Here is a 20,536-nt window from a genome sequence, read left to right as displayed (position 1 = left end):
TCGCGTAAACTCCCCGTCCCGGGGGGGGACCGTCCAATGCCATCGACCAGTCGCGCCATGCCGATCGTTCTCGCCGCCGTGTTGATCGACACGATCGGCTTCGGCATCGTCATGCCGGTATTCCCGACACTCCTCCGGCATCTCGGACATATCGATCTCGAAGCCGCCACACGGGTGGCCGGCTACATGCTCGTCGCCTTCGCGCTCGCGCAATTCGTCGCGGGGCCGGTGCTCGGCAACCTCAGCGACCGCTATGGCCGTCGCCCGGTGCTGATCGCGTCGATGCTCGCGTTCGGCGTGGATTATGCGCTGATGGCGGTCGCGCCGTCGCTGGCGTGGCTGTTCGTCGGACGGATCGTCGCGGGAATCGCGGGTGCGGTCTTTGGCCCGGCGGGTTCGGTGATCGCCGATGTGACCCCGCCCGAGCGCCGCAGCGCCGCCTTCGGCTATATCAGCGCCGCGTTCGGAATCGGCTTCGTCATCGGTCCCGCGATCGGCGGGCTGCTGGCAGGGTTCGGCCCGCGCGCGCCGTTCATCGCGGCGGCGGTGCTCGCGCTCGGCAATGCCGCGGTGATGGCAGTCGCCATGCCCGAGACATACGCACGCGAGAACCGCCGCGCGTTCCACTGGCGCGACGCGCATATCGTCGGCGCGTTCAAGCCGCTGTTCGCGATTCGCATCGCCGTTCCCCTGATCGCGGCGTGCTTCTCCTACCAGCTTTCGCACATGGTCTATCCCGCGACCTGGGCGTTCTGGGCGACGATCCGCTTTCAGTGGAGCCCGAGCGCGATCGGCTGGAGTCTCGCCTATATCGGCCTCGTCATGGCGGTGATGCAGGCGGTGGTGGTCGGCCCGGTGATCGCGCGGATCGGCGACCGCCGCGCGCTGGTGATCGGACTGGCGGCAGATGCGCTGGGCTTTGTCCTCTTCGCGTTCATCGCCGCGGGGTGGCAGAACTATGCGATCATGCCGATCGCGGCACTGTCGGGGTTCGTCGGCCCGGCGGTCAACGGGTTGCTGTCGCGGATGGCCGGGCCCGAGCGGCAGGGTGCGTTGCAGGGCGGGCTGGGCAGTCTCAATAGCGTCGCGACGATCATCAGCCCCTTGCTGATGACTCAGGTTCTTGCCGCCGGAGTGACCCACGGTTTCGTCGGCGCGGCGTTCCTGCTAGCCGCGGGGCTCGCGTTTCTCGCGCTGATCATCGTGGTGTGGAAAGTGCTCGACCGTGTCCCGCCCGCGCCGGACGCGATTGCGGAGGCGTGACGCCTTCCCCATCTCCCGATCCACATCAACAGGAGCCGCGCATGATCGACCTGCATTACTGGCCTACCCCCAATGGCCACAAGATCACGCTGTTCCTCGAGGAAGCCGGGGTCGAATACCGGATCCTGCCGGTCAACATCGGGACGGGCGAGCAATTCCAGCCCGACTTCCTGAAGATCGCCCCCAACAACCGGATGCCCGCGATCGTCGATCACGCGCCGGCGGATGGCGGCGAACCGATCGCGATTTTCGAGTCCGGCGCGATCCTGCTGTACCTCGCGGACAAATACGCCAAGTTCATCCCCGCCGACCTGCGCGGGCGGACCGAGACGGTGCAATGGCTGATGTGGCAGATGGGCGGGCTCGGGCCGATGCTCGGGCAGAACCATCATTTCAGCGGCTATGCGCCCGAGAAGATTCCCTATGCGATCGACCGCTACGTCAAGGAGACCAATCGGTTATACGGCGTGCTCGACCGGCGGCTGGAGGGGCGCGACTTCATCACGGGGACCTATTCGATCGCCGACATGGCGGCCTATCCTTGGATCGTCCCGTATGAACGGCAGGGCCAGCGCCTCGAGGACTTCCCCAATGTGAAACGCTGGTTCGAAGCGATCGCCGCGCGCCCGGCGACCGTCACGGCCTACGCCAAGGGGGCCGAGATCAGCGAGCAGAAGCCGATGACCGAGGAAGCCAAGAAGATCCTGTTCGGACAGACCGCCGCGACGCGCTAGGCTCGCGCCTTTCCCACTTCCGTTCGCCCTGAGCGAAGTCGAAGGGCCCGCGCTGCGCAAGGGGCTTCGACTTCGCTCAGCCCGAACGGAAGGTGGGGCGCTCCGACGCGGAACCGGTGCGCGCACATGCCCTTTCGAACGTCCCGTATGGCGTTCGACCCTCTTCTCCCCTAGCAATCTCGAACATCCGGATTCCGAAACGAGGCTTCATGACCGCCGCCACCCTCCTCGCCAGCGACTTCGCCACCCTCCCCGATCTGATCCGCCAGCACGCGCTGGAGCAGCCTGAGAAGGTCGCGCTCGCCGAGGCCGGCGGGGAGATCGACTATGCCGCGCTCGACGCGCTGATGGACCGGATCGCGGCGGCGCTGCAGCGGGACGGCGTCCGCCAAGGCGCGCCGGTCGCGATCGTCGGCCTCGCCAGTATCGATTATGCGGCGGTGTTCCTCGGCGCACTGCGCGCCGGCTGCGTCGCCACGCCGATCGCGCCGTCGGCCACGCCCGACTCGATCGTCGCGATGATCGCTGATTGCGCCGCGCCGATCACCTTCATCGACGCCGACTCCGCCGCCGCGCTCGGCGGGCATCGTATCCCCGGCAAGCTCGTCCACCTCAAGTCGCTCGGCCACTGGATCGCCCCCGAAGGCGCGCGCCCGCAGCCGGTCGAGATCGCCCCGCAGGACCCGTTCAACATCATATATTCCTCGGGCACTACCGGCACCCCCAAGGGCATCGTCCAGAGCCACGCGATGCGCTGGGCCCACATCAACCGCAACGAGGCCGCCGGGTTCGCGCAAGCCGTGACGATGATCGCGACCCCACTCTATTCCAACACCACGCTGGTCAGCTTCCTGCCGACATTGGGCTGGGGCGGGACGGTGGTTCTGATGAAGAAGTTCGACGCGCGCGGCTATCTCCAGCTTGCCGAGCGTCACCGTGCGACGCACACGATGCTCGTGCCGGTGCAATACAGCCGGATCATGGCGCTCCCCGATTTCGACCGCTTCGACCTGTCGCGCTTCGTCTTCAAGACGTCGACCAGCGCGCCCTTCTCCGCCGCCCTCAAGGCCGATGTGGTCGCGCGCTGGCCCGGGTTGCTGGTCGAATATTACGGCATGACCGAAGGCGGCGGCACCTGCCTGCTCGTCGCCAACGCCTGGCCCGACAAGCTCCACACCGTCGGCCGCCCGATCGAAGGGCATGACATCCGGCTGATCGACGACGACGGCCGTGAAGTGCCGCAAGGCGAGACGGGCGAAGTCGTCGGCCGCTCGCCCGCGATGATGACCGGCTATCACGGCCGCAGCGATGCGACCGCGGCGGCGGAATGGTTCGATGCGGCGGGCAACCGCTATATCCGGCACGGCGATGTCGGGCGGTTCGACGAGGACGGCTTCCTGACGCTGCTCGACCGCAAGAAGGACCTGATTATCTCGGGCGGGTTCAACATCTATCCGACCGACCTGGAGGCGGTGCTGGCGCAGCATCCCGCGGTCGCCGATTGCAGCGTGATCGGCGTCCCGTCCGAGGCGTGGGGCGAAACCCCGGTCGGTTTCTACGTGCCGCATACCGGGGTCGATGCGAGCGTCGCCGAGATTCTGGAATGGACCAACGCCCGGCTCGGGAAGACGCAGCGGCTCTCCGCGCTCCATGCGATCGACGAATTGCCGCGCAGCACGATCGGCAAGGTGCTCAAGCGCGAATTGCGCGAGCGGCTTCCGGCATGACGCCGATCGCCGACATCCTCGCCGCCGCGACTCCGATCGCGAACGGCTTCCGCGCGACCGTGCCGACCGACTGGCTTCAGGGCCGCACCGCTTATGGTGGCCTGTCGAGCGCGCTCGCGCTCCATGCCGCACAGGGGATCGAGCCCGACCTGCCGCCGCTGCGCTCGGCGCAGGTGTCGTTCATCGGGCCGCTCGCGGGCGAGGTCACCGTCACCGCCACCAGGCTGCGCCGCGGGCGCACCGCGGCGTTCATCCAGGTCGACATCACCGCCGACGCCGGGCTCGGCTATCGCGCGATGTTCGTTTTCATGGGCGGCCACCCCTCGCGAGTCGATCTGCAGGGGGGCCTGCGCAAGCCGCTGCTGCCGCCTGCCGCCGATGCGAAACTCTACACCGGCCCGGACGACTTCTTCACCGGCAACTTCAATTTCCTCGACCTCAAGCAGGATGGCGAGCGGCCGCTCGGCGAGGCCGAATGGCTGCGCTGGGCACGGCTGCGCGGCACCGGCGCGATCGACCCGATGGTCGAGGTGATGGCGATCGGCGATGCGCTGCCCCCCGCCGCGTTCAAGCTGTTCGGCAAGGATTTCGTGCCGCTGAGTTCGCTCACCTGGATCGTCAACCTGCTCACCCCCACGCCGCGCACGACCGACGGCTGGTGGCTGCTGTCCGCGCGCTCGGATCATGCGGTCGAGGGCGGGTCGAGCCAGACGATGCTGCTGTGGAACGCCGATGGCGAGCCGGTGGCGCAGGCGATGCAGAGCGTCGCGATCTTCGGCTGACGCAAGTGCGACGTTACCCAGGCCCTGCACAAGACTGTGCGAAACCCTCGCTGTTCTCCCCGCGAAGGCGGGAGTCCAGGAGTCGCGAGAACTGCAAGCCGTTGTTCTGCTCGGCTCTGAGTTCCCGCCTTCGCGGGAAAACAGCAAATGACGAGCCCCTAACTCAACTTTCGCAGGGGCCCCGCCTTCGCCCGGGGTGACGGATGGCCCACGCTCCAGCCCCTCGCGACACTTTGATACAGTTTGGCGGATTGTCGACATAGCTGGGGCACAGCTAGGGTCGATAGCGTCCAACGACGATGCGGCGGGCGGCCCGCCCTGGGAGGAACCGGCAATGCACAAGATGCTTCTCATGGCGAGCGCGCTTCTGGTCGCCGTCCCCTTCGCGGCGAGCGCCCAGCAGGACCCGTCCGCCGTCGGCCAGATGGCGCCGCGCGGCGCGCCGCCCCCCGGCGGCGGTCCGATGGCGGGCATGATGCGCGCCGATACCAACGGCGATGGCAAGATCTCGCGCGCCGAGGCGGATGCGCAGGCGAGCCAGCGCTTCGATCGGCTCGACCTCAATCACGACGGGTTCCTTACCGCCGACGAGATGACCGGCCCCGGCGGCCGGATGATGGGCCGTGCGGACGCGGACCACGACGGCAAACTGTCGCGATCCGAATATCTGGTGCAGGCCGGCAACCGTTTCGACCGGATCGACGCCAATCGCGACGGCATGATCACGCCGGACGAGATGAAGGCGTGGATGGATCGTGCGCGCAGCATGATGCAGCGCGGTGGCCGGTCCGACCCGGCCGATGCGATCGCCCCGCCGCCGGCGCAAGCGCCGTCGCAGTCGCCCCCTTCCACCAAACCGGGCCAGTAACCCCGCGGCCCGGTCGCCGGGCGAGTTCCCCCGCTCGCCCGGCCCTCCCTTCCCTGAGCGGAGCATCATGCTAAACCCCGACCCCATGGGAGATACGCCGCACCTGTTGCTGGTCGACGACGAGCGCTCGATCCGCGAACCGCTCGCCCAATATCTGACGCGACAGGGCTTTCGCGTCACGCAGGCGGGCGACGCCGAAGGCGCGCGCGCGCGGATGAACGCCTATGCGATCGACCTCGTCATCCTCGACATCATGATGCCGGGCGAGGACGGCCTGAGCCTGACGCGCCATATCCGGGAATCGGGCGAGATCCCGGTCATCCTGCTCACCGCGCGGACCGAGGAGACCGACCGGATCGTCGGGCTCGAGATGGGCGCGGACGATTATGTCGTGAAGCCCTTCTCGCCGCGCGAACTCGCGGCGCGGGTCAAGGTGATCCTCCGCCGCGCCGCTGCCGGCGGCACGCGCCAGCACGCACCCGAGGCGGGCTCGTTCGCCTTCGCCGGCTGGGTGCTCAAGTCGGGCGAGCGCACGCTGGTCGATCGCGACGGCGTGTCGGTCCCATTGTCGACCGGCGAGTACAACCTCCTCCACGCGCTCGTCACGCGCCCGCGCCAGGTGTTGACGCGCGACCAGCTGCTCGACCTGACGCAGGGCCGCGAGGCCGCCGCGTTCGACCGCGCGATCGACAATCAGGTCAGCCGCCTGCGTCGCAAGATCGAAGCCGACCCCAAGGCGCCAGACCTGATCAAGACGGTGTGGGGTGGCGGCTATACGCTCGCCGCCGAGGTGACGCGGCTTTGAAGCTCCTGCCCCGCAGCCTATCGGGGCAGATGGCGTTGCTGATCGCGGTCGCGCTGTTCATTGCGCAGGCGATCAATTTCACCCTGCTGCTGCAGCAGCGCCGCCAGGCGCGGCTCGACCAGGCAACCGGCCCGGTGGTGACGCGGATCGTCGACGCCGAGGAACGGATCGCGGCGGGTCGTCCCCCGAACGACCACAACCGGCGCATTCGCCTCGTCCCCCGCTCGCCGATCGCGCAGGGACAAGACCGCGTCGGCGAGGTCGAGGAGGCGCTGCATGCGGCGTTGATCGAGGCAGGGCTCAAGCCACAGCGGATCGAAACGCAGGTCCTGCCCATCACCAAGGACGATCCGCGGCTGCGCTATGTCAGCCAGGCGCGGGTGGAGCGGCTGCTGCGCGAAGGGGGCGAACTGGTCGTCGCGGTCGAGCGGACCGACCATCGCTGGCTCGTGCTGAGCCTGCCCTGGTCCCGCAGCGAATCCTCGATCATCTCGCGTCTGGTGGCCCAAACCCTGATTTTGTACGCGATCGTGCTGGTCCCCCTGTTGTGGGCCGGCCGGCGGATCTCGCGTCCGTTGCGCAGCCTTGCCGAGGCGGCACGCCGCTTCGTCCCGGGCGAAATCGACGTGCCGGTCGCCGAAGGGGGGCCGCAGGACGTGCGCGACACCATCACCGCGTTCAACGCGCTCCGGCTTCGCGTAACGGCGATGCTGGACGAAAAGGACCGGATGCTGGGGGCGATCGGGCATGACCTGCGCACCCCGCTCGCCGCGCTGCGCGTCCGGATCGAGTCGGTCGAGGACGATACCGACCGCGAGAAGATGGCCGAGACGATCGCGGAGATGAACAGCACGCTCGACGACATCCTCTCGCTCGCGCGGCTCGGGCGCCCGAGCGAACCGCCGACCGAGGTCGACCTCGCCGCGCTGGTCGACGCCGTGGTCGAGGATTTCCGCGATCTCGGCAACGACGTGGTGTTCGCGGAAGCCGCCCGGCTACGAATGCGGTTGCGGCCCGGACTGATGCGGCGGGCGGTGCGCAACCTGATCGAGAACGCGCTGAAATATGCCGGTTCGGCCGAGGTGAAGGTGGTCGGCTCGGCGCGATCGGTGGTCATCGCGGTGTGTGATCGCGGCCCCGGCATTCCCCCCGAACGGTTCGGCGACGTGTTCGACGCCTTCACCCGGCTGGAGACCTCGCGCAATCGCGAGACCGGGGGGATCGGCCTCGGCCTTGCGCTCGCGCGATCGATCGTGCGCGATGCGGGCGGCGACATCACCCTCGAAAACCGCGACGGCGGCGGGCTGGTCGCGCGGATCACGCTGCCACGATAACAGCGCCTTACAGGGTGCCTTACAGGGCGCGCTGCGGCTTGAACGGAAGCCGCAGGGTGAATTCCCGCGCAATATCGGCCGCGCGCCGCGCATGCATCGCGCTATGGGTATGTGGCGCAATCCGTTCGCGCGCGTTCAGCCCATAAGTCAGCCCCGCAGAAGGATCGGCGATGGCTTGCGTCATCGTTTCGGCGAGCTGGTCGCAATCATCGGGCTGGACGATCCAGCCGTAGCGCTGATGCGTCACGAACCCGACGTTGCCCGAGGTCGCGGAGGCAATGACGGGAACCCCGCGCGCAAAGGCATCGACGATGATGCGCGGCTGTTCGTCGGACAGGGTGGGAACGATGACCGCTGCGTAACGATCGAGCGTTTCGTAGAAGGCCGGTCCGTATGGCACTGGCGCGAGGACCTGGACTCGCTGGGGGTGGCGCTCGGCGACGGCCCGACAGGCATCGCGCAAATCCCCATCGCCCATGATATCGACCGCTGCGTCGCTCCGCTCGATCGCCTGCAACAGGACGTTCACGCCCTTTTCCGCCGTCAGGCGGCCAGCGTACAACAACCGTTGCTCCGCCCGGACTCCCCGCGCGGTGATCGCTGCATGAGACAGGATCGAGGAATCATCGATCCAGCTCGCTGGGGAAACGGTCTTGAACCCATGCGCCGAACGGCCGAGGTCCGTTGCATAGGCTTCCGTCGTGAAAAAGCTTGCCGACGCCAGCCGGATGCAAAACCGGTTGATGGTCTCGAACAGGCCGGCCTTGGCACGCGCCCACGGGCTGCTCTTGCCGGAGGCGGCCCGCCAGAAGCTCGATTCGACGACGATGACCAGAAAGCGGCGCCGAAGCCATGCGATCGGCACCGCGACCCAGCCGATCGGAAACGGCCAGCCGGCCACGCCGGTATGAATGATCTCGTGGCGACCGACCGCGTTCCAGATCGCCGCGACCAACTGGGGTATCCGCAACACGCTCGAATAGCCCAGCGGCCTGACACCCACGATCGAAAGACGAGAATCGGAGCAGGCAAGCCAGTCTTGCGGCGGCGGACCTTCGCGAACCGGACACAGCAGGGTCAACGCATCGATATTGGCCAGATGCAGCATCAGGTCCTTGTGCCACAGGGGTTCCGCCCAGTAGCGCCCGCCCCATTTCGCCAGTTCGATATTGAGGACCAACAAATACGGCTGTTTAATCAAGACCATCGATAAGGCCCGTCATGCGTTTGTGGCGATCGGTGAGGTTACGCTGGCACACTGTTTTCGCCCCCTGCCATCATGCCCATCCACCCCTTAGCCAGTATCAAGACACGATATTGATATCGTGATCCGTCAGACGGCGTGGCACTATTCGGGAAGCCCGACCTCATCAATTCGTACGGTTACCTGTCGTCCTTGTAAAGTTACGATCCTTTACGAGTCATCCATGACCATGGATCACCGACACCTATAGTATCTAATTGTTCAATAAACCTAGCTGTTACGAGACAATCTGTGAAATTCCGATGAACGGGTAAACACGCCGTCCGAACAGCACCTGGCCCCGTCACGGGCTGAATTTTCGTTTACGCTGCGCCAACTCCCCACGGCGCGCGACTCAGCGAACCCGGACGATCTCGATCGCATCGGCCTTCCCGCCGAATTCCACGCACTCGCCCACCTCCGCGCCGATCAAGGCGCGCGCCAGCGGGGCCTGGAAGCCGATCCGGCCCTCCGCCGGCTCCGCTTCGTCGCCGCCGACGATCTCGACCGTCCGCTCGCTTCCTCCGAGCAGGAACGTGACCCGGCTGCCGATCGCAATCTCGCCCGGTTCGGGCGACGGCACGACTTCCGCGGTGGTCTGGCGCGTGTGCCAATACCGCTGCTCGCGCAGCAAGGCCGGCCGATCCTCCGCGGCGGCCTGCGCCAGCGCGGCATCGAGCCGCACGACCTGGGCATCGATCAGCGCGAGCCCGCGCGGGGTGACCAGATTTGGCCCCGGCGCGATCGGCCGCTCGAACTTGGGTTCGAGATGTTCGTCATCGCTTTCGCGGCGAAACGCTACGCTCATTGTTCGGTCCTCATAGGGGCTTCATCCGGCCGTCGGCCGCGAATGTCCACCAACGCGCCGTCCCCCGGAACAGACCCTTGGGTGCGGCGCAACATTCTGCTACGCGGTCGCGCATGCTGAACATCAACGGTATCACGGTGCGCCTCGGCGGGCGCGCCATCCTCGACGGCGCGAGCGCGGCCTTGCCGCCGAAGAGTCGCGTCGGCCTGATCGGACGCAACGGCGCGGGCAAGTCCACGCTGATGAAGGTCATGATCGGCCAGCTCGAACCCGACCTCGGCGAGATCGAGATGCCGCGCGGCACCCGCATCGGCTATATCGCGCAGGAAGCGCCCTCGGGCACGACCACGCCGATCGAGCAGGTTCTCGCCGCCGATACCGAGCGCGCGGAACTGCTGGTCGAGGCCGAGACGAGCCAGGACCCCAACCGCGTCGGCGAAATCCACGAACGCCTGATCGCGATCGACGCTTATACCGCCCCGGCCCGCGCCGCGCGGATTCTCGTCGGCCTCGGGTTCGACGAGGAAATGCAGGGACGTCCGCTCGACAGCTATTCGGGCGGCTGGAAGATGCGCGTCGCGCTCGCCTCACTGCTCTTCTCCGAACCCGATCTGCTGCTGCTCGACGAGCCGTCGAACCATCTCGATCTCGAAGCGACTTTGTGGCTCGAGAATTTCCTCAAATCCTATCCCGCGATGATGGTCGTCATCAGCCACGAGCGCGATCTGCTCAACAACGTGGTCGACACGATCCTTCACCTCGAGGGCGGCAAGGTCCATCTCTACACCGGCGGCTACGACAGTTTCGAGCGCCAGCGCGCCGAGCGTGTCGCACAGCTTGCCGCCGCCAAGGCCGCGCAGGATACGCAAAGGGCCAAGCTCAGCGAATATATCGCCAAGAACTCGGCCCGCGCCTCGACCGCGAAACAGGCGCAGAGCCGCCAGAAGATGCTCGCCAAGATGCAGCCGATCGCCTCGATGGCGGAGGATCCGACGCTGTCGTTCGAATTCCCGTCGCCAGAGGAATTGCGCCCGCCGCTGATCACGCTCGACATGGCTGCGGTTGGTTATGCCGAAAAGCCGATCCTCCAGCGGCTCAACCTCCGCCTCGACCCGGACGATCGCGTCGCGCTGTTGGGGCGCAACGGCAACGGCAAGACCACCCTCGCCCGCCTGCTCGCCGCGCAATTGCCGACGATGGACGGCGAGATGAACGCCAGCGGCAAGATGCGCGTCGGCTATTTCACCCAGTATCAGGTCGAGGAACTCGACGGCGACGACACCCCGCTCGAACATATGACTCGGATGATGTCGGGCAAGACCCCCGGCGCGGTCCGCGCGCAGCTCGGGCGGTTCGGTTTCTCGGGCGTCAAGGCGACCCAGAAGGTCGGCAAGCTCTCGGGCGGCGAGCGCGCGCGGCTGGCGCTCGCGCTGATCACGCGTGATGCGCCGCACATGCTGATCCTCGATGAGCCGACGAACCATCTCGACGTCGATGCACGCGAAGCGTTGGTACAGGCGCTCAACGCCTATGACGGCGCGGTGATTCTCGTCAGCCACGATCGCCACATGGTCGAGCTCGCCGCCGACCGGCTGGTGCTGGTCGATGGCGGCACCGCGAAGGAATATGCGGGCAGCATGGAGGATTATATCGCCTTCGTGCTCGCCGGAGACGGCGGCGGCGAAGGGGCGAAGACCAAGGCGGTCAAGAAGGACGACAAGCCGCAGATCTCCGCCGCGGCGGTCGCGCTCCAGAAGAAGGCGCATGAAGCCGAGGCGTTGGTCGCCAAGCTGACCAAGCAGTTGAACGCCGTGGACCGCGCGATGGCGGATCCGTCGACGGCGGAAGCGTGGCTGTCGCGGATGAACGCGGCGGAACTCGCCAAGCAACATGCGCAGATCAGCAAGAAGCTCGATGCGGCGGAAGCCGTGTGGTTCCAGGTGAGCGAGTCGCTGGAGACGGCGTGACGCGCTGACCGGGCCTTCGCTTCGCCCGTGTCGTAACCCCGGTCTCGGCTCCATCCCCCGTGTTCCTGCGAAAGCAGGAACCTAGGGTTACGCAGAACAACGCCGCCTGGCTCGTGCGACTCCTGGGCTCCTGCCTGCGCAGGAGCACGTTGGGGCTTTCTCGGAAGGCATTGCTAGAAGCCGGGGTCCGCTGCGGCCTCCCGTTCGCTACCAGCGGTCGTTGCCGACATCCCTCGAACAGAACCGCTGGAGGGCTCACCCACCCCGACCAGTAGCCAGCAACGCCAGCGTCCGCGCATCGCGTTCGCCTACGAACCATCGCTCCAGCGCCGCGCCGAGCATCGGTCCGACCCCCGCCATCTCGACCCCCGCCGCCTCGACCCCGGCGATCTCGCCCCCCGCCGCCTCGAACAGCGTCAGCGACGACCGCAATTTCATCGCATCCACGCCGCCGAAGATCTGCTCCGCCGATTTGCCGGTCACCCCCTGCAAGGCCTCCACCGCAGCGAGATAGCGTCCCCCGAGCACAGGGTCCGCCAGATACGCACGCGCCTCGTCGAGCGAACCGATCGCGAAATGCCGTGCGGTCGGGCTGCTGCCCAGCCCGGCGAGCTGCGGAAAGACGAACCACATCCAGTGGCTGCGCTTCTGCCCGGCGCGTATCTCGGCGAGCGCGGTGTCATAAACGCCAGACTGCGCCACACGGAATCGGTCGAGATCGAAGTCGGACATGGCGGAATTCCCTCTGCGGTGCCGTCCCCCAACGCGCCGGCGCGCAAACCGTTCGTCAGTCGCCCGGCCCTGCGCGCGCCGCGCGCCAGCGTTTGAGCGCCGCCGCATAGGCCTTGTCCGCCCGGTCGGCGGCATCGCGCAGGTCGGAGCGTTCGGCGGCGTGCGTCCGCTCCAGCTCGCGTCGCCGCCGGTCGAGCGCGGCCTGCTCACGCTCGAGCGCGAGGGTTTCCTCGGCATGGCGCTTCTCGGCGTCCGCGACGGCGGCCTCGGCGGCTTCCAGTGCGGAAGGCGACGGACGGGGGATGACGGGTGCCGGTTTGCGTTCTGGCTTGGCGGCTTTCTTCGCCGTCCTGGCGGCAGGCGGCGGCTCCACCGGGTCTTCTGCCGGCTCGGGTCGCTCGACCGCCGGCAACGCCGCGATCTGCGCCGCGGTGGTCCCGCGCGATCGCTTGATCACCACGCCGGGTTGCGCGAGCGGTTCTTCCGTCAGGGCGGGATCGGTGACGATCTCCGCCTGCCCGCGGGCGAACAGGTCGTGCGTCGTGCCCCACGCTTCCAGCGCGGCCTTCTTCGTCGGGGCCGCGACATAGGCGTCGTGGAACCCGATCGGGGTACGAAAGACTTTGAGCGCGCGTGGCATGACGGGAGGCTAGCGATCCCGCGCGCGAGCGACAATGCGCTCGGCCGGGATGGTGGTGCGGGCGGTCGGAATCGAACCGACACTCCTTGCGGAACCGGATTTTGAGTCCGGCGCGTCTACCAGTTCCACCACGCCCGCACGCAAGCTCCGCTAGCGCAAGCTGCGCGACGCTGCAACACCCTGTTGCGAACCGATCCTGCATCGCGCCGATTTGCCCCCGACGGTGCGATCCGGGGCGTGCCCGCACGGCATCAATCCGGCAACGACGTTGCATCGCGCTGTACGGCCAGGAGAATCTCGACGGCCCGCTGCGCCATCGCCTCCGGCACGAACACGTGGTCGTGATGATAGGCCGCAACCATGTTGCACGGGATCCCCGCATCGGCGAGCGCCCCGGCAACCCCGGCGGTAAGCCCGACCCCGTCCAGCGCGGAATAGACCTCCAGCACGATCCGGGCCATCGGCATCGACAGGTCGAAGCCATGGGCCTGCGCATCCTCGCTGGAGAGGATCAGCGCGGTGCCTTTGTCCTCCCGGAAGATCGCGAGGCTCCGGGACAGCAGCGACGCCGGCACCGTCGCCGCGTCCGTCGTGCAGAAATGGTAGCTGCCCGCCTTGAGCGTGGGCGTCATTCCCGCAAGCATGGCCTGCCGCTCGCGGATGAGGTCCTGTGTCATCGCTTCTCTCCACCACCGCGACGCGACCGTACTGCCCCGTCGCCCGGCCCGTTTCCAGCCTTGGGCGCCCTCAATTGACGGGCATTCGCCGCCGATAACTCAGCGCCTCGGCAACGTGCAGCCGCGTAACCCCCTCGCCCCCCTCGAGATCCGCGATCGTCCGCGCGGTCCTGAGCACGCGGGTGTAGCCGCGCGCGGACAGCCGCATCGCCTCCGATGCCTGCGCGAGCAGCGCCCGCCCCGCTTCGTCCGGGGTCGCCACGCGATCGAGCAACGCGCCGTCCGCCTCGGCGTTGGTCCGGACCCCTTCCTCCGCATAGCGCGCGCGCTGGATCGCGCGCGCGGCGGCGACCCGCGCGGCAACCTCGGCGGACCCTTCGGCGGGCGGCGGCAGGACCAGATCGGCCGCGCGCACCGCCTCCACCTCGACATGCAGGTCGATCCGGTCGAGCAGCGGCCCCGATACCTTCGCCTGGTAATCGACCGCGCACCGCGGCGCGCGCGAACAGGCGAGCGCGGCGTCGCCGAGATGCCCGCAGCGACACGGGTTCATCGCCGCGATCAGCTGGACCCGCGCCGGGAAGGTCACATGCGCATTGGCGCGCGCGACGCTGACCGTGCCGGTCTCGAGCGGCTGGCGCAGCGAATCGAGCACGACGCGCTGGAATTCAGGCAACTCATCGAGGAACAGCACGCCGAGATGCGCGAGACTCACCTCGCCCGGCTTGACCTTCAACCCGCCGCCGACCAGCGCCGCCATCGACGCCGAGTGGTGCGGCGCACGGAACGGTCGCGCGCGCGTCAGCCTTCCACCGGTCAGCGTCCCCGCGACGCTCGCGACCATCGAGACTTCGAGCGCCTCCGCCGCATCGAGCGGCGGGAGGATGCCGGGCAGGCACGACGCCATCAGCGACTTTCCCGAGCCCGGCGGCCCCACCATGATGAGGTTGTGCCCGCCCGCCGCCGCGATCTCGAGTGCGCGCTTGGCGGTCTCCTGCCCCTTCACCTGCCGCAGGTCGGGGCCGGGTACGATCGGCTCGGCCTGCCCCGGCGGCGGCGCGGCCAGCAGGCCGTGTCCCTTGAAGTGGTTGATCAGCGACAGGATGTCGGGCGCGGCGAGCACGCCCTGTCCCGCCCATGCCGCTTCCGCCCCCTGCGCGACCGGGCAGATCAGCCCCTTGCCGAGCTCGGACGCATGCAACGCCGCGAGCAACACCCCGGGCGACGGCGCGATCCGCGCGTCAAGCCCGAGCTCGCCGACCACGACATGATCCGCCAGGTCTTCGGCATCGACGATCCCCATCGCCGCGAGCAACGCCAGCGCGATCGGCAGGTCGAAATGCGAGCCTTCCTTGGGCAGGTCGGCGGGGGAGAGATTGACCACGATCCGCTTGGGCGGCAGCGCCAGCCCCATCGCGGCGATCGCGCCGCGCACGCGCTCCCGGCTCTCGCCGACCGCCTTGTCGCCGAGCCCCACCACATTGAACGCGGGCAACCCGGGAATCAGCTGGACCTGCACCTCGACGGCGCGCGCCTCCAGACCCAGATATGCCACCGTCGACACGCTCGCGACCATTCGTTCCCCCCCGGGCCTGTTCCCGGGCTTAACGGACGCCGACACGAAGTCCACTGCCTTGCCAAGCGCGTCAGGCTTCCCACATGCTGTGGCGATGCAGTCCACGCGCCATCCGATGCTCCGGCTCACCCTGTTCTCGATCGGGGTGGTGCTCGTCCTCGCCGCACCGATCGTCGGCGCGATTCCCGGGCCTGGCGGGATCTTCGTGTTCGCGGCCGGTCTTGCGCTGCTGTTGCAGAATTCGCTGTGGGCGAAGAAGCGGTTCGTCCAGGCCAAGCGACGATGGCCGAAGGTCGGCCATTATGCCGACATGGGGCTGAGGCGGCAGAGTGCGGCGCGGCGCCGCGCACGCGATCGCGCAATCACCGTGGCGCGTGATTGACTAGCGCGCCCTTTTTGCCTAGGGGGACCGCTTACGAGGCCGTCCGCGTGGCGGCCCTTTTCTGTTTGCAGTCCTAGGGAATGAACGATGAAGCGGACCTTTCAGCCGAGCAATCTGGTGCGTGCACGCCGCCACGGGTTCCGCTCGCGCATGGCGACCCCGGGTGGCCGCAACGTGATTCGCGCCCGCCGCAACCGCGGCCGCAAGAAGCTGTCGGCGTAAACCGGGATCTCCGCGGCGCGACCATCGAGACGATGGCGCGCCGCGCCGATTTCCTCGCCGCGAACGCGGGGAAACGCGCGCCGATGCCGGGATTCGTCCTGTTGATGCGGCGGCGCGACGATGGTTCCCCGGCGATGCGCGTGGGCTTTACCGTCACCAAGAAAGTCGGCAATTCCGTCATCCGCAACCGGCTCAAGCGTCGGCTGCGTGCCTTGGCGCGTGAGCTGTTGCCGGTCGCCGGAGTCGAAGGCGCGGATCACGTGCTGATCGGCCGCAGCGGCGGGATCGAACGCGATTACGCGGCGATGCGCAGCGAACTGACCAAGGCGCTGGCCAAGGTGGTGCGGTGAGCATTCCCCGACCCAACGGCGGTCGTTGATGTGCGAACCGCGCCCCACCCTCCTCGCCCGCGCACTGATCCTGGTCGTGCGCGGCTGGCAGATCGGCCCGTCGGCGGTGCTCCCGCCAAGCTGCCGCTTCCAGCCAAGCTGTTCCAGCTATGCAATTACCGCAGTTCGCCGCTATGGCGCTCTGAAGGGCGGATGGCTGGCCGCGAAACGAATCGCGCGGTGTCATCCCTGGGGCGGGTACGGACCCGACCCGGTCCCATGATCGCCGAAACCCTGATCGACGAACGGATACGACTCGCGTGAAGCACGACAGCAAGAATTTCATCCTCTTCGCGCTCTTTGCCGCGATCATCCTGCTCGGCAGCAACTTCCTCACCCAGAAGTTCTTCCCCGCGGCGAACCCGCCCGCGACCAAGGTCGTCAAGGGCAAGTCGAAGGCGCTCGAGACCTCGACCGGCCCCGCCGCGGACGGTGCGATGGCAGTCCGCGACCGCAACGTCGTGCTGCGCGAAAGCGCGGGCCAGCGCGTCCGGATCGAGACGCCAAAGCTCAACGGGTCGATCAACTTGAAGGGCGCATGGATCGACGATCTCACGCTGTCGCAATATAAGGAAACGGTCGCGAAGGGCTCGCCCCCGATCCGGCTGTTCTCCCCGCGCGGGACCAAGGACGCCTATTACGCCGGTTTCGGCTGGTCGGGCGACGGCGTCACCGTCCCCAATGGCGACACCGTCTATACGGCTTCGTCCAACGTGCTGCGCCCGGGCCAGCCGGTCACGCTCAGCTACGCCAACCCGCAGGGCCAGCGGTTCGCGCTGACCGTTGCGATCGACGACAAATACATGTTCACGGTCCGCCAGGTCGCCGCCAACGGGGGCGCGACGCCGATCGCGCTGCGCGCCTATTCGCTGATCTCGCGCACCGGCGTCGGCACTGAGGCGGATACCTGGACCAACCACGTCGGCCCGATCGGCGTGTTCGACAAGGGCGCGACCTACGACATCACCTATGACAATCTGAAGGGCAAGGACGCCTCGTTCTTCGGCAAGATCTGGGGCAGCGGCGCCAAGCCCGGCGAGAACATGTTCGACGGCAATGGCGGCTGGGTCGGCTTCGGCGACAAATACTGGCTCGCCGCGGCGATCCCCGATGCCAACGCCCCCGTCCATGCCGGCTTCACCGCCGCCACGGGCAACACCTTCCAGGCCGGCTTCACGCTCGCCCCGCGCGTCGTCGCCCCGGGCAAGGCGCTGGTCACCACCGCCAAGCTGTTCGCGGGCGCCAAGGAGACCAACACGCTCGACCGCTATGAGGATCGCCTCGGCGTCCGGCATTTCGGCAAGGCGATCGACTGGGGCTGGTTCGAGGTGGTCGAGAAGCCGATCTTCAAATATCTCGACTGGTTGTTCCGCATGATCGGCAACTTCGGGGTCGCGATCATCCTGCTCACCGTCACGATCCGCACGCTGATCTTCCCGATCGCGCAGCGCCAGTTCGCGTCGATGGCGGCGATGAAGGCGATCCAGCCGAAAATGAAGGCGATCCAGGAAAAGTATAAGGACGACAAGGCGCGCCAGCAGCAGGAAGTGATGGCGCTCTACAAGACCGAGAAGGTCAACCCGCTCGCGGGCTGCCTGCCGACGCTGATCCAGATCCCGATCATGTACTCGCTGTACAAGGTGCTGCTGCTGACGATCGAAATGCGGCACCAGCCGTTCGTCGGCTGGATCCACGATCTGTCCGCGCCGGACCCTGCGACGATCCTCAACCTGTTCGGCTATCTGCCGTACCATCTGCCGCCGTTCCTCGCGATCGGGATCGTGCCGGTCCTGCTCGGCGTGTCGATGTTCTTCCAGTTCAAGCTCAACCCCGCGCCGATGGACGAGGCCCAGAAGCAGGTGTTCGCGCTGATGCCGTGGGTGCTGATGTTCGTGATGGCGCCGTTCGCGGTCGGGCTGCAGGTTTACTGGATCACGTCGAACCTGTGGACCGTCGCGCAGCAGCGGCTGCTCTACGCCCGCCATCCCGGGATGCGCGAGCCCGCCGCCACGAAGGTCGTCAAGGCATGAGTTTCGAACCCGAAGCGATCGAGGCGGCGCGCAAGATCTTCGCGGGGCCGGTGGCCTTCCTGAAGTCCGCGCCCGCGCTCGAGTTCCTGCCCAATGCGGACGTGCCCGAGGTTGCGTTCGCCGGGCGTTCGAACGTCGGCAAGTCGTCGCTGCTCAACGCGCTGACCCATCGCAACTCGCTCGCGCGCACCTCGAACACGCCGGGGCGGACGCAGGAGCTCAACTTCTTCGACGTCGGCACGCCGCTGACGTTCCGGCTCGTCGACATGCCCGGCTACGGCTTTGCCAAAGCGCCCAAGGACATGGTCCGCAAGTGGCGCTTCCTGGTGAACGACTTCCTGCGCGGACGCGACGTCTTGAAGCGCGCGCTGGTGCTGATCGACTCGCGCCACGGCATCAAGGACGTCGACCGCGAGATCCTCGAGATGCTCGACAAGGCGGCGGTCAGCTACCGCATGGTGCTGACCAAGGCGGACAAGATCAAGGCGAGCGACCTCGCCGAAGTGACCGAGGCGACCGCGGTGGAAGCGCGCAAGCGGCCGGCGGCGCATCCGGACATTCTGGTGACGTCGAGCGATACCGGGCTGGGCATCCCCGAACTGCGCGCGGCGGTGATCGAAGCGATCAACTGAGCGGCGGGGGCCCGCCGCCCTGGCGGTTCCCTCCAATATTACTTCCCCGGCGAAGGCCGGGGCCCAGGAGCGGGCGTTGCGTAAGTCAGCGCAGCACCCTGTTACCACGACCCTCGCTACTGGGCCCCGGCCTCCGCCGGGGAAGTGAAGGGAGGACGGACCGTTCGCGGACGTTGGCACCCCCAAGCTCCGCACGGCGGGTGATCAAGGCAATCCTCTGAGGCGCTAAGGATGCGTTCGTCCGAGACGGCCCGTGCGCCGCTACCACCTCCCCTTCCTACAACCTCCCCGGCGAAGGCCGGGGCCCAACAGCGGCCGTTGCATAAGTGAGCGCAACACCCTGTTACCACGACCTTCGCTACTGGGCCCCGGCCTCCGCCGGGGAAGTGAAGGGAGGACGGACCGTTCGCGGACGTTGGCACCCCCAAACTCCGCACGGCGGGTGATCAAGGCAATCCGCTGAGGCGCTAAGGATGCGTTCGTCCCAGACGGCCCGTGCGCCGCTACCACCTCCCCTTCCTACAACTTCCCCGGCGCAGGCCGGGGCCCAAGAGCGGCCGTTGCATCAGTGAGCGCAGCACCCTGTTACCACGACCTTCGCTACTGGGCCCCGGCCTCCGCCGGGGAAGTGAAGGGAGGACGGATCGTTCGCGGACGTTGGCACCCCCAAACTCCGCACGGGCATGATCAAGGCAATCCGCTGAGGCGCTAAGGATGCATTCGTCCCGGACGGCCCGTGCGCCGCTACCACCTCCCCTTCCTACAACCTCCCCGGCGCAGGCCGGGGCCCAGGACCGGGCGTTGCGTAAGTGAGCGCAACACTCTGTTACCACGACCTTCGCTACTGGGCCGCGGCCTCCGCCGGGGAAGTGAAGGGAGGACGGACCGTTCGCGGACGTTGGCACCCCCAAACTCCGCACGGGCATGATCAAGGCAATCCGCTGAGGCGCTAAGGATGCGTTCGTCCCAGACGGCCCGTGCGCCGCTACCACCTCCCCTTCCTACAACCTCCCCGGCGAAGGCCGGGGCCCAGGAACGGGCGTTGCGTAAGTGAGCGCAGCACCCTGTTACAGCAACCTTCGCTACTGGGCCCCGGCCTGCGCCGGGGAAGTGCAGCAAAAGCGGGATCGCTCGTCGGGATTAGACGTCCTTCGCATCCTGCCCTATACCCGCTGGATGACCCGCAAGATGCCAACGCCCCTCCGCCCCGTCCTGCTGGCGATCGCGAGCATCGTCGCCGTACCCGCCGCCGCGCTGGCACAAAGCAACGACCCGGCACCGTCCGCGCAAACCACCCCCGCCCCGGCAGGCGACACGATCCGCCTGAGCGACGCCGAGCGCGACGCGATCCTCGACAGCAATACGGTCGAAAGCGCCGCCATCGCGCGCGGCGAACGCGACCAATCCGGCAAGGGCGCGCTCGGTATCCACGACGAGGTGGGTGCCGCGATCGGAACGAACGGCTACCGCAGCGCCTATGGCGTCGCGGCGATTCCGCTGGGCGACAATGCCGGGGCGGTGGTGTCGTTCGAGAGCACCCAGTTCGACGGGTATCGCCGCCGCCGCTGAGGGCCGGACGCGTCACGCCGCAATCCCATCGCCGCGACCGCGCCGCCGACCTGGCCGTTCCTTTTTAGCTCTTCCCCGGCGGAGGCCGGGGCCCAGTAGCAAAGGTGGTGGTTGCCGCGGGCAGTCCTCCGCGACTCACCGCTCGCTACTGGGCCC

The 20,536-nt window shown here is 67.6% G+C and carries 21 protein-coding genes and 1 tRNA gene; 15 read left to right on the top strand and 7 right to left on the bottom strand.

Annotation, left to right across the window (positions count from 1 at the left end; translation table 11 throughout):
* The first annotated feature begins 36 nt into the window (after window positions 1-36).
* The 7 genes from L8G49_RS07300 to L8G49_RS07270 all read left to right on the top strand — a co-directional run bounded on the left by L8G49_RS07300 (window position 37) and on the right by L8G49_RS07270 (window position 7,513).
* Window positions 37-1,263 (top strand): TCR/Tet family MFS transporter, encoded by a 1,227-nt coding sequence (locus tag L8G49_RS07300; RefSeq protein WP_242183542.1) that lies wholly within the window; start codon window positions 37-39, stop codon window positions 1,261-1,263.
* 41 nt (window positions 1,264-1,304) lie between these two features.
* Complete coding sequence (locus tag L8G49_RS07295; protein ID WP_242140583.1) at window positions 1,305-1,997, top strand: glutathione binding-like protein; 693 nt, start codon at window positions 1,305-1,307, stop codon at window positions 1,995-1,997.
* Window positions 1,998-2,206: 209 nt separating this feature from the next.
* Window positions 2,207-3,724, top strand: coding sequence for a class I adenylate-forming enzyme family protein (locus L8G49_RS07290; protein ID WP_242183541.1), 1,518 nt, complete (start codon window positions 2,207-2,209; stop codon window positions 3,722-3,724).
* Window positions 3,721-4,506, top strand: a complete 786-nt coding sequence (locus L8G49_RS07285; RefSeq protein ID WP_242183540.1) for a thioesterase family protein — start codon at window positions 3,721-3,723, stop codon at window positions 4,504-4,506. The genes L8G49_RS07290 and L8G49_RS07285 overlap by 4 nt, the downstream gene beginning before the upstream one ends.
* A 334-nt stretch (window positions 4,507-4,840) precedes the next feature.
* Complete coding sequence (locus tag L8G49_RS07280; RefSeq protein ID WP_242140586.1) at window positions 4,841-5,374, top strand: EF-hand domain-containing protein; 534 nt, start codon at window positions 4,841-4,843, stop codon at window positions 5,372-5,374.
* Window positions 5,375-5,459: 85 nt separating this feature from the next.
* Window positions 5,460-6,179, top strand: coding sequence for a response regulator (locus L8G49_RS07275; RefSeq protein ID WP_242140601.1), 720 nt, complete (start codon window positions 5,460-5,462; stop codon window positions 6,177-6,179).
* 29 nt (window positions 6,180-6,208) lie between these two features.
* The gene (locus tag L8G49_RS07270) at window positions 6,209-7,513 is read left to right on the top strand and encodes an ATP-binding protein (protein ID WP_242140602.1); all 1,305 of its coding nucleotides are present in this window, start codon (window positions 6,209-6,211) and stop codon (window positions 7,511-7,513) included.
* Window positions 7,514-7,532: 19 nt separating this feature from the next.
* Here the strand turns inward: L8G49_RS07270 and L8G49_RS07265 are convergent, their stop codons facing one another.
* Window positions 7,533-8,720 (bottom strand): glycosyltransferase, encoded by a 1,188-nt coding sequence (locus L8G49_RS07265; RefSeq protein ID WP_242183539.1) that lies wholly within the window; start codon window positions 8,718-8,720, stop codon window positions 7,533-7,535.
* 391 nt (window positions 8,721-9,111) lie between these two features.
* Window positions 9,112-9,564: a GreA/GreB family elongation factor gene (locus L8G49_RS07260; protein WP_242183538.1), complete on the bottom strand. Its 453-nt coding sequence runs from the start codon at window positions 9,562-9,564 to the stop codon at window positions 9,112-9,114.
* A gap of 113 nt (window positions 9,565-9,677) precedes the next feature.
* Between L8G49_RS07260 and L8G49_RS07255 the strand changes: the two genes are divergently transcribed.
* Window positions 9,678-11,531 (top strand): ABC-F family ATP-binding cassette domain-containing protein, encoded by a 1,854-nt coding sequence (locus L8G49_RS07255; RefSeq protein WP_242183537.1) that lies wholly within the window; start codon window positions 9,678-9,680, stop codon window positions 11,529-11,531.
* Between the two features lie 255 nt (window positions 11,532-11,786).
* On the opposite strand, the gene L8G49_RS07250 is transcribed toward L8G49_RS07255, so the two are convergent.
* The 5 genes from L8G49_RS07250 to L8G49_RS07230 form a co-directional block, all read right to left on the bottom strand.
* On the bottom strand, window positions 11,787-12,263 hold the full coding sequence (locus tag L8G49_RS07250) for a DUF1810 domain-containing protein (RefSeq protein WP_242183536.1): 477 nt from the start codon (window positions 12,261-12,263) through the stop codon (window positions 11,787-11,789).
* A 55-nt stretch (window positions 12,264-12,318) separates the two neighbouring features.
* The gene (locus L8G49_RS07245) at window positions 12,319-12,903 is read right to left on the bottom strand and encodes a hypothetical protein (protein WP_242183535.1); all 585 of its coding nucleotides are present in this window, start codon (window positions 12,901-12,903) and stop codon (window positions 12,319-12,321) included.
* A gap of 53 nt (window positions 12,904-12,956) precedes the next feature.
* A tRNA-Leu gene (locus L8G49_RS07240) sits at window positions 12,957-13,041 on the bottom strand.
* Window positions 13,042-13,154: 113 nt separating this feature from the next.
* Window positions 13,155-13,580: an ACT domain-containing protein gene (locus L8G49_RS07235; protein WP_242183534.1), complete on the bottom strand. Its 426-nt coding sequence runs from the start codon at window positions 13,578-13,580 to the stop codon at window positions 13,155-13,157.
* Between the two features lie 70 nt (window positions 13,581-13,650).
* Entirely contained in the window at window positions 13,651-15,156 is a 1,506-nt protein-coding gene (locus L8G49_RS07230; protein ID WP_242183533.1) for a YifB family Mg chelatase-like AAA ATPase, read from the bottom strand.
* Window positions 15,157-15,250: 94 nt separating this feature from the next.
* Here L8G49_RS07230 and L8G49_RS07225 point away from each other — a divergent pair, with 94 nt between their 5' ends.
* From L8G49_RS07225 to L8G49_RS07195, 7 genes are all read left to right on the top strand, one after another.
* Window positions 15,251-15,538 (top strand): hypothetical protein, encoded by a 288-nt coding sequence (locus L8G49_RS07225; protein ID WP_242183532.1) that lies wholly within the window; start codon window positions 15,251-15,253, stop codon window positions 15,536-15,538.
* 87 nt (window positions 15,539-15,625) lie between these two features.
* Window positions 15,626-15,760 carry a 50S ribosomal protein L34 gene (gene rpmH, locus L8G49_RS07220; protein ID WP_010162954.1) on the top strand — a complete coding sequence of 45 codons (135 nt, stop codon included), beginning with the start codon at window positions 15,626-15,628 and terminating at the stop codon, window positions 15,758-15,760.
* Window positions 15,761-15,792: 32 nt separating this feature from the next.
* Window positions 15,793-16,110 carry a ribonuclease P protein component gene (rnpA, locus tag L8G49_RS07215; RefSeq protein WP_010162953.1) on the top strand — a complete coding sequence of 106 codons (318 nt, stop codon included), beginning with the start codon at window positions 15,793-15,795 and terminating at the stop codon, window positions 16,108-16,110.
* Window positions 16,111-16,138: 28 nt separating this feature from the next.
* Entirely contained in the window at window positions 16,139-16,372 is a 234-nt protein-coding gene (gene yidD / locus L8G49_RS07210; RefSeq protein ID WP_242183531.1) for a membrane protein insertion efficiency factor YidD, read from the top strand.
* A 37-nt stretch (window positions 16,373-16,409) separates the two neighbouring features.
* A complete protein-coding gene (gene yidC / locus L8G49_RS07205; protein ID WP_242183530.1) occupies window positions 16,410-18,179 on the top strand; it encodes a membrane protein insertase YidC in 1,770 nt (589 codons plus the stop codon).
* Window positions 18,176-18,811, top strand: a complete 636-nt coding sequence (yihA, locus tag L8G49_RS07200) for a ribosome biogenesis GTP-binding protein YihA/YsxC (protein ID WP_242183529.1) — start codon at window positions 18,176-18,178, stop codon at window positions 18,809-18,811. The genes yidC and yihA overlap by 4 nt, the downstream gene beginning before the upstream one ends.
* Before the next feature lie 1,176 nt (window positions 18,812-19,987).
* Window positions 19,988-20,380, top strand: coding sequence for a hypothetical protein (locus tag L8G49_RS07195; protein WP_242183528.1), 393 nt, complete (start codon window positions 19,988-19,990; stop codon window positions 20,378-20,380).
* Window positions 20,381-20,536: the final 156 nt, after the last annotated feature.

It is taken from the genome of Sphingomonas sp. CARO-RG-8B-R24-01, assembly GCF_022662295.1.
GTDB lineage: Bacteria > Pseudomonadota > Alphaproteobacteria > Sphingomonadales > Sphingomonadaceae > Sphingomonas.
This window is presented reverse-complemented; position numbering and strand designations above follow the sequence as displayed.

Bases quoted from the DNA above. Each gene is read 5' to 3' on its own strand.
- L8G49_RS07270 (WP_242140602.1), top strand. From the start codon at position 6,209: ATGGCGTTGCTGATCGCGGTCGCGCTGTTCATTGCGCAGGCGATCAAT.
- L8G49_RS07265 (WP_242183539.1), bottom strand. From the start codon at position 8,720: ATGGTCTTGATTAAACAGCCGTATTTGTTGGTCCTCAATATCGAACTG.
- L8G49_RS07195 (WP_242183528.1), top strand. From the start codon at position 19,988: ATGACCCGCAAGATGCCAACGCCCCTCCGCCCCGTCCTGCTGGCGATC.
- L8G49_RS07290 (WP_242183541.1), top strand. From the start codon at position 2,207: ATGACCGCCGCCACCCTCCTCGCCAGCGACTTCGCCACCCTCCCCGAT.
- L8G49_RS07230 (WP_242183533.1), bottom strand. From the start codon at position 15,156: ATGGTCGCGAGCGTGTCGACGGTGGCATATCTGGGTCTGGAGGCGCGC.
- L8G49_RS07285 (WP_242183540.1), top strand. From the start codon at position 3,721: ATGACGCCGATCGCCGACATCCTCGCCGCCGCGACTCCGATCGCGAAC.
- yihA (WP_242183529.1), top strand. From the start codon at position 18,176: ATGAGTTTCGAACCCGAAGCGATCGAGGCGGCGCGCAAGATCTTCGCG.
- L8G49_RS07255 (WP_242183537.1), top strand. From the start codon at position 9,678: ATGCTGAACATCAACGGTATCACGGTGCGCCTCGGCGGGCGCGCCATC.
- L8G49_RS07275 (WP_242140601.1), top strand. From the start codon at position 5,460: ATGGGAGATACGCCGCACCTGTTGCTGGTCGACGACGAGCGCTCGATC.
- L8G49_RS07295 (WP_242140583.1), top strand. From the start codon at position 1,305: ATGATCGACCTGCATTACTGGCCTACCCCCAATGGCCACAAGATCACG.
- L8G49_RS07260 (WP_242183538.1), bottom strand. From the start codon at position 9,564: ATGAGCGTAGCGTTTCGCCGCGAAAGCGATGACGAACATCTCGAACCC.
- L8G49_RS07280 (WP_242140586.1), top strand. From the start codon at position 4,841: ATGCACAAGATGCTTCTCATGGCGAGCGCGCTTCTGGTCGCCGTCCCC.
- L8G49_RS07250 (WP_242183536.1), bottom strand. From the start codon at position 12,263: ATGTCCGACTTCGATCTCGACCGATTCCGTGTGGCGCAGTCTGGCGTT.
- L8G49_RS07225 (WP_242183532.1), top strand. From the start codon at position 15,251: ATGCAGTCCACGCGCCATCCGATGCTCCGGCTCACCCTGTTCTCGATC.
- yidD (WP_242183531.1), top strand. From the start codon at position 16,139: ATGTGCGAACCGCGCCCCACCCTCCTCGCCCGCGCACTGATCCTGGTC.
- L8G49_RS07235 (WP_242183534.1), bottom strand. From the start codon at position 13,580: ATGACACAGGACCTCATCCGCGAGCGGCAGGCCATGCTTGCGGGAATG.
- L8G49_RS07245 (WP_242183535.1), bottom strand. From the start codon at position 12,903: ATGCCACGCGCGCTCAAAGTCTTTCGTACCCCGATCGGGTTCCACGAC.
- rnpA (WP_010162953.1), top strand. From the start codon at position 15,793: ATGGCGCGCCGCGCCGATTTCCTCGCCGCGAACGCGGGGAAACGCGCG.
- rpmH (WP_010162954.1), top strand. From the start codon at position 15,626: ATGAAGCGGACCTTTCAGCCGAGCAATCTGGTGCGTGCACGCCGCCAC.
- L8G49_RS07300 (WP_242183542.1), top strand. From the start codon at position 37: ATGCCATCGACCAGTCGCGCCATGCCGATCGTTCTCGCCGCCGTGTTG.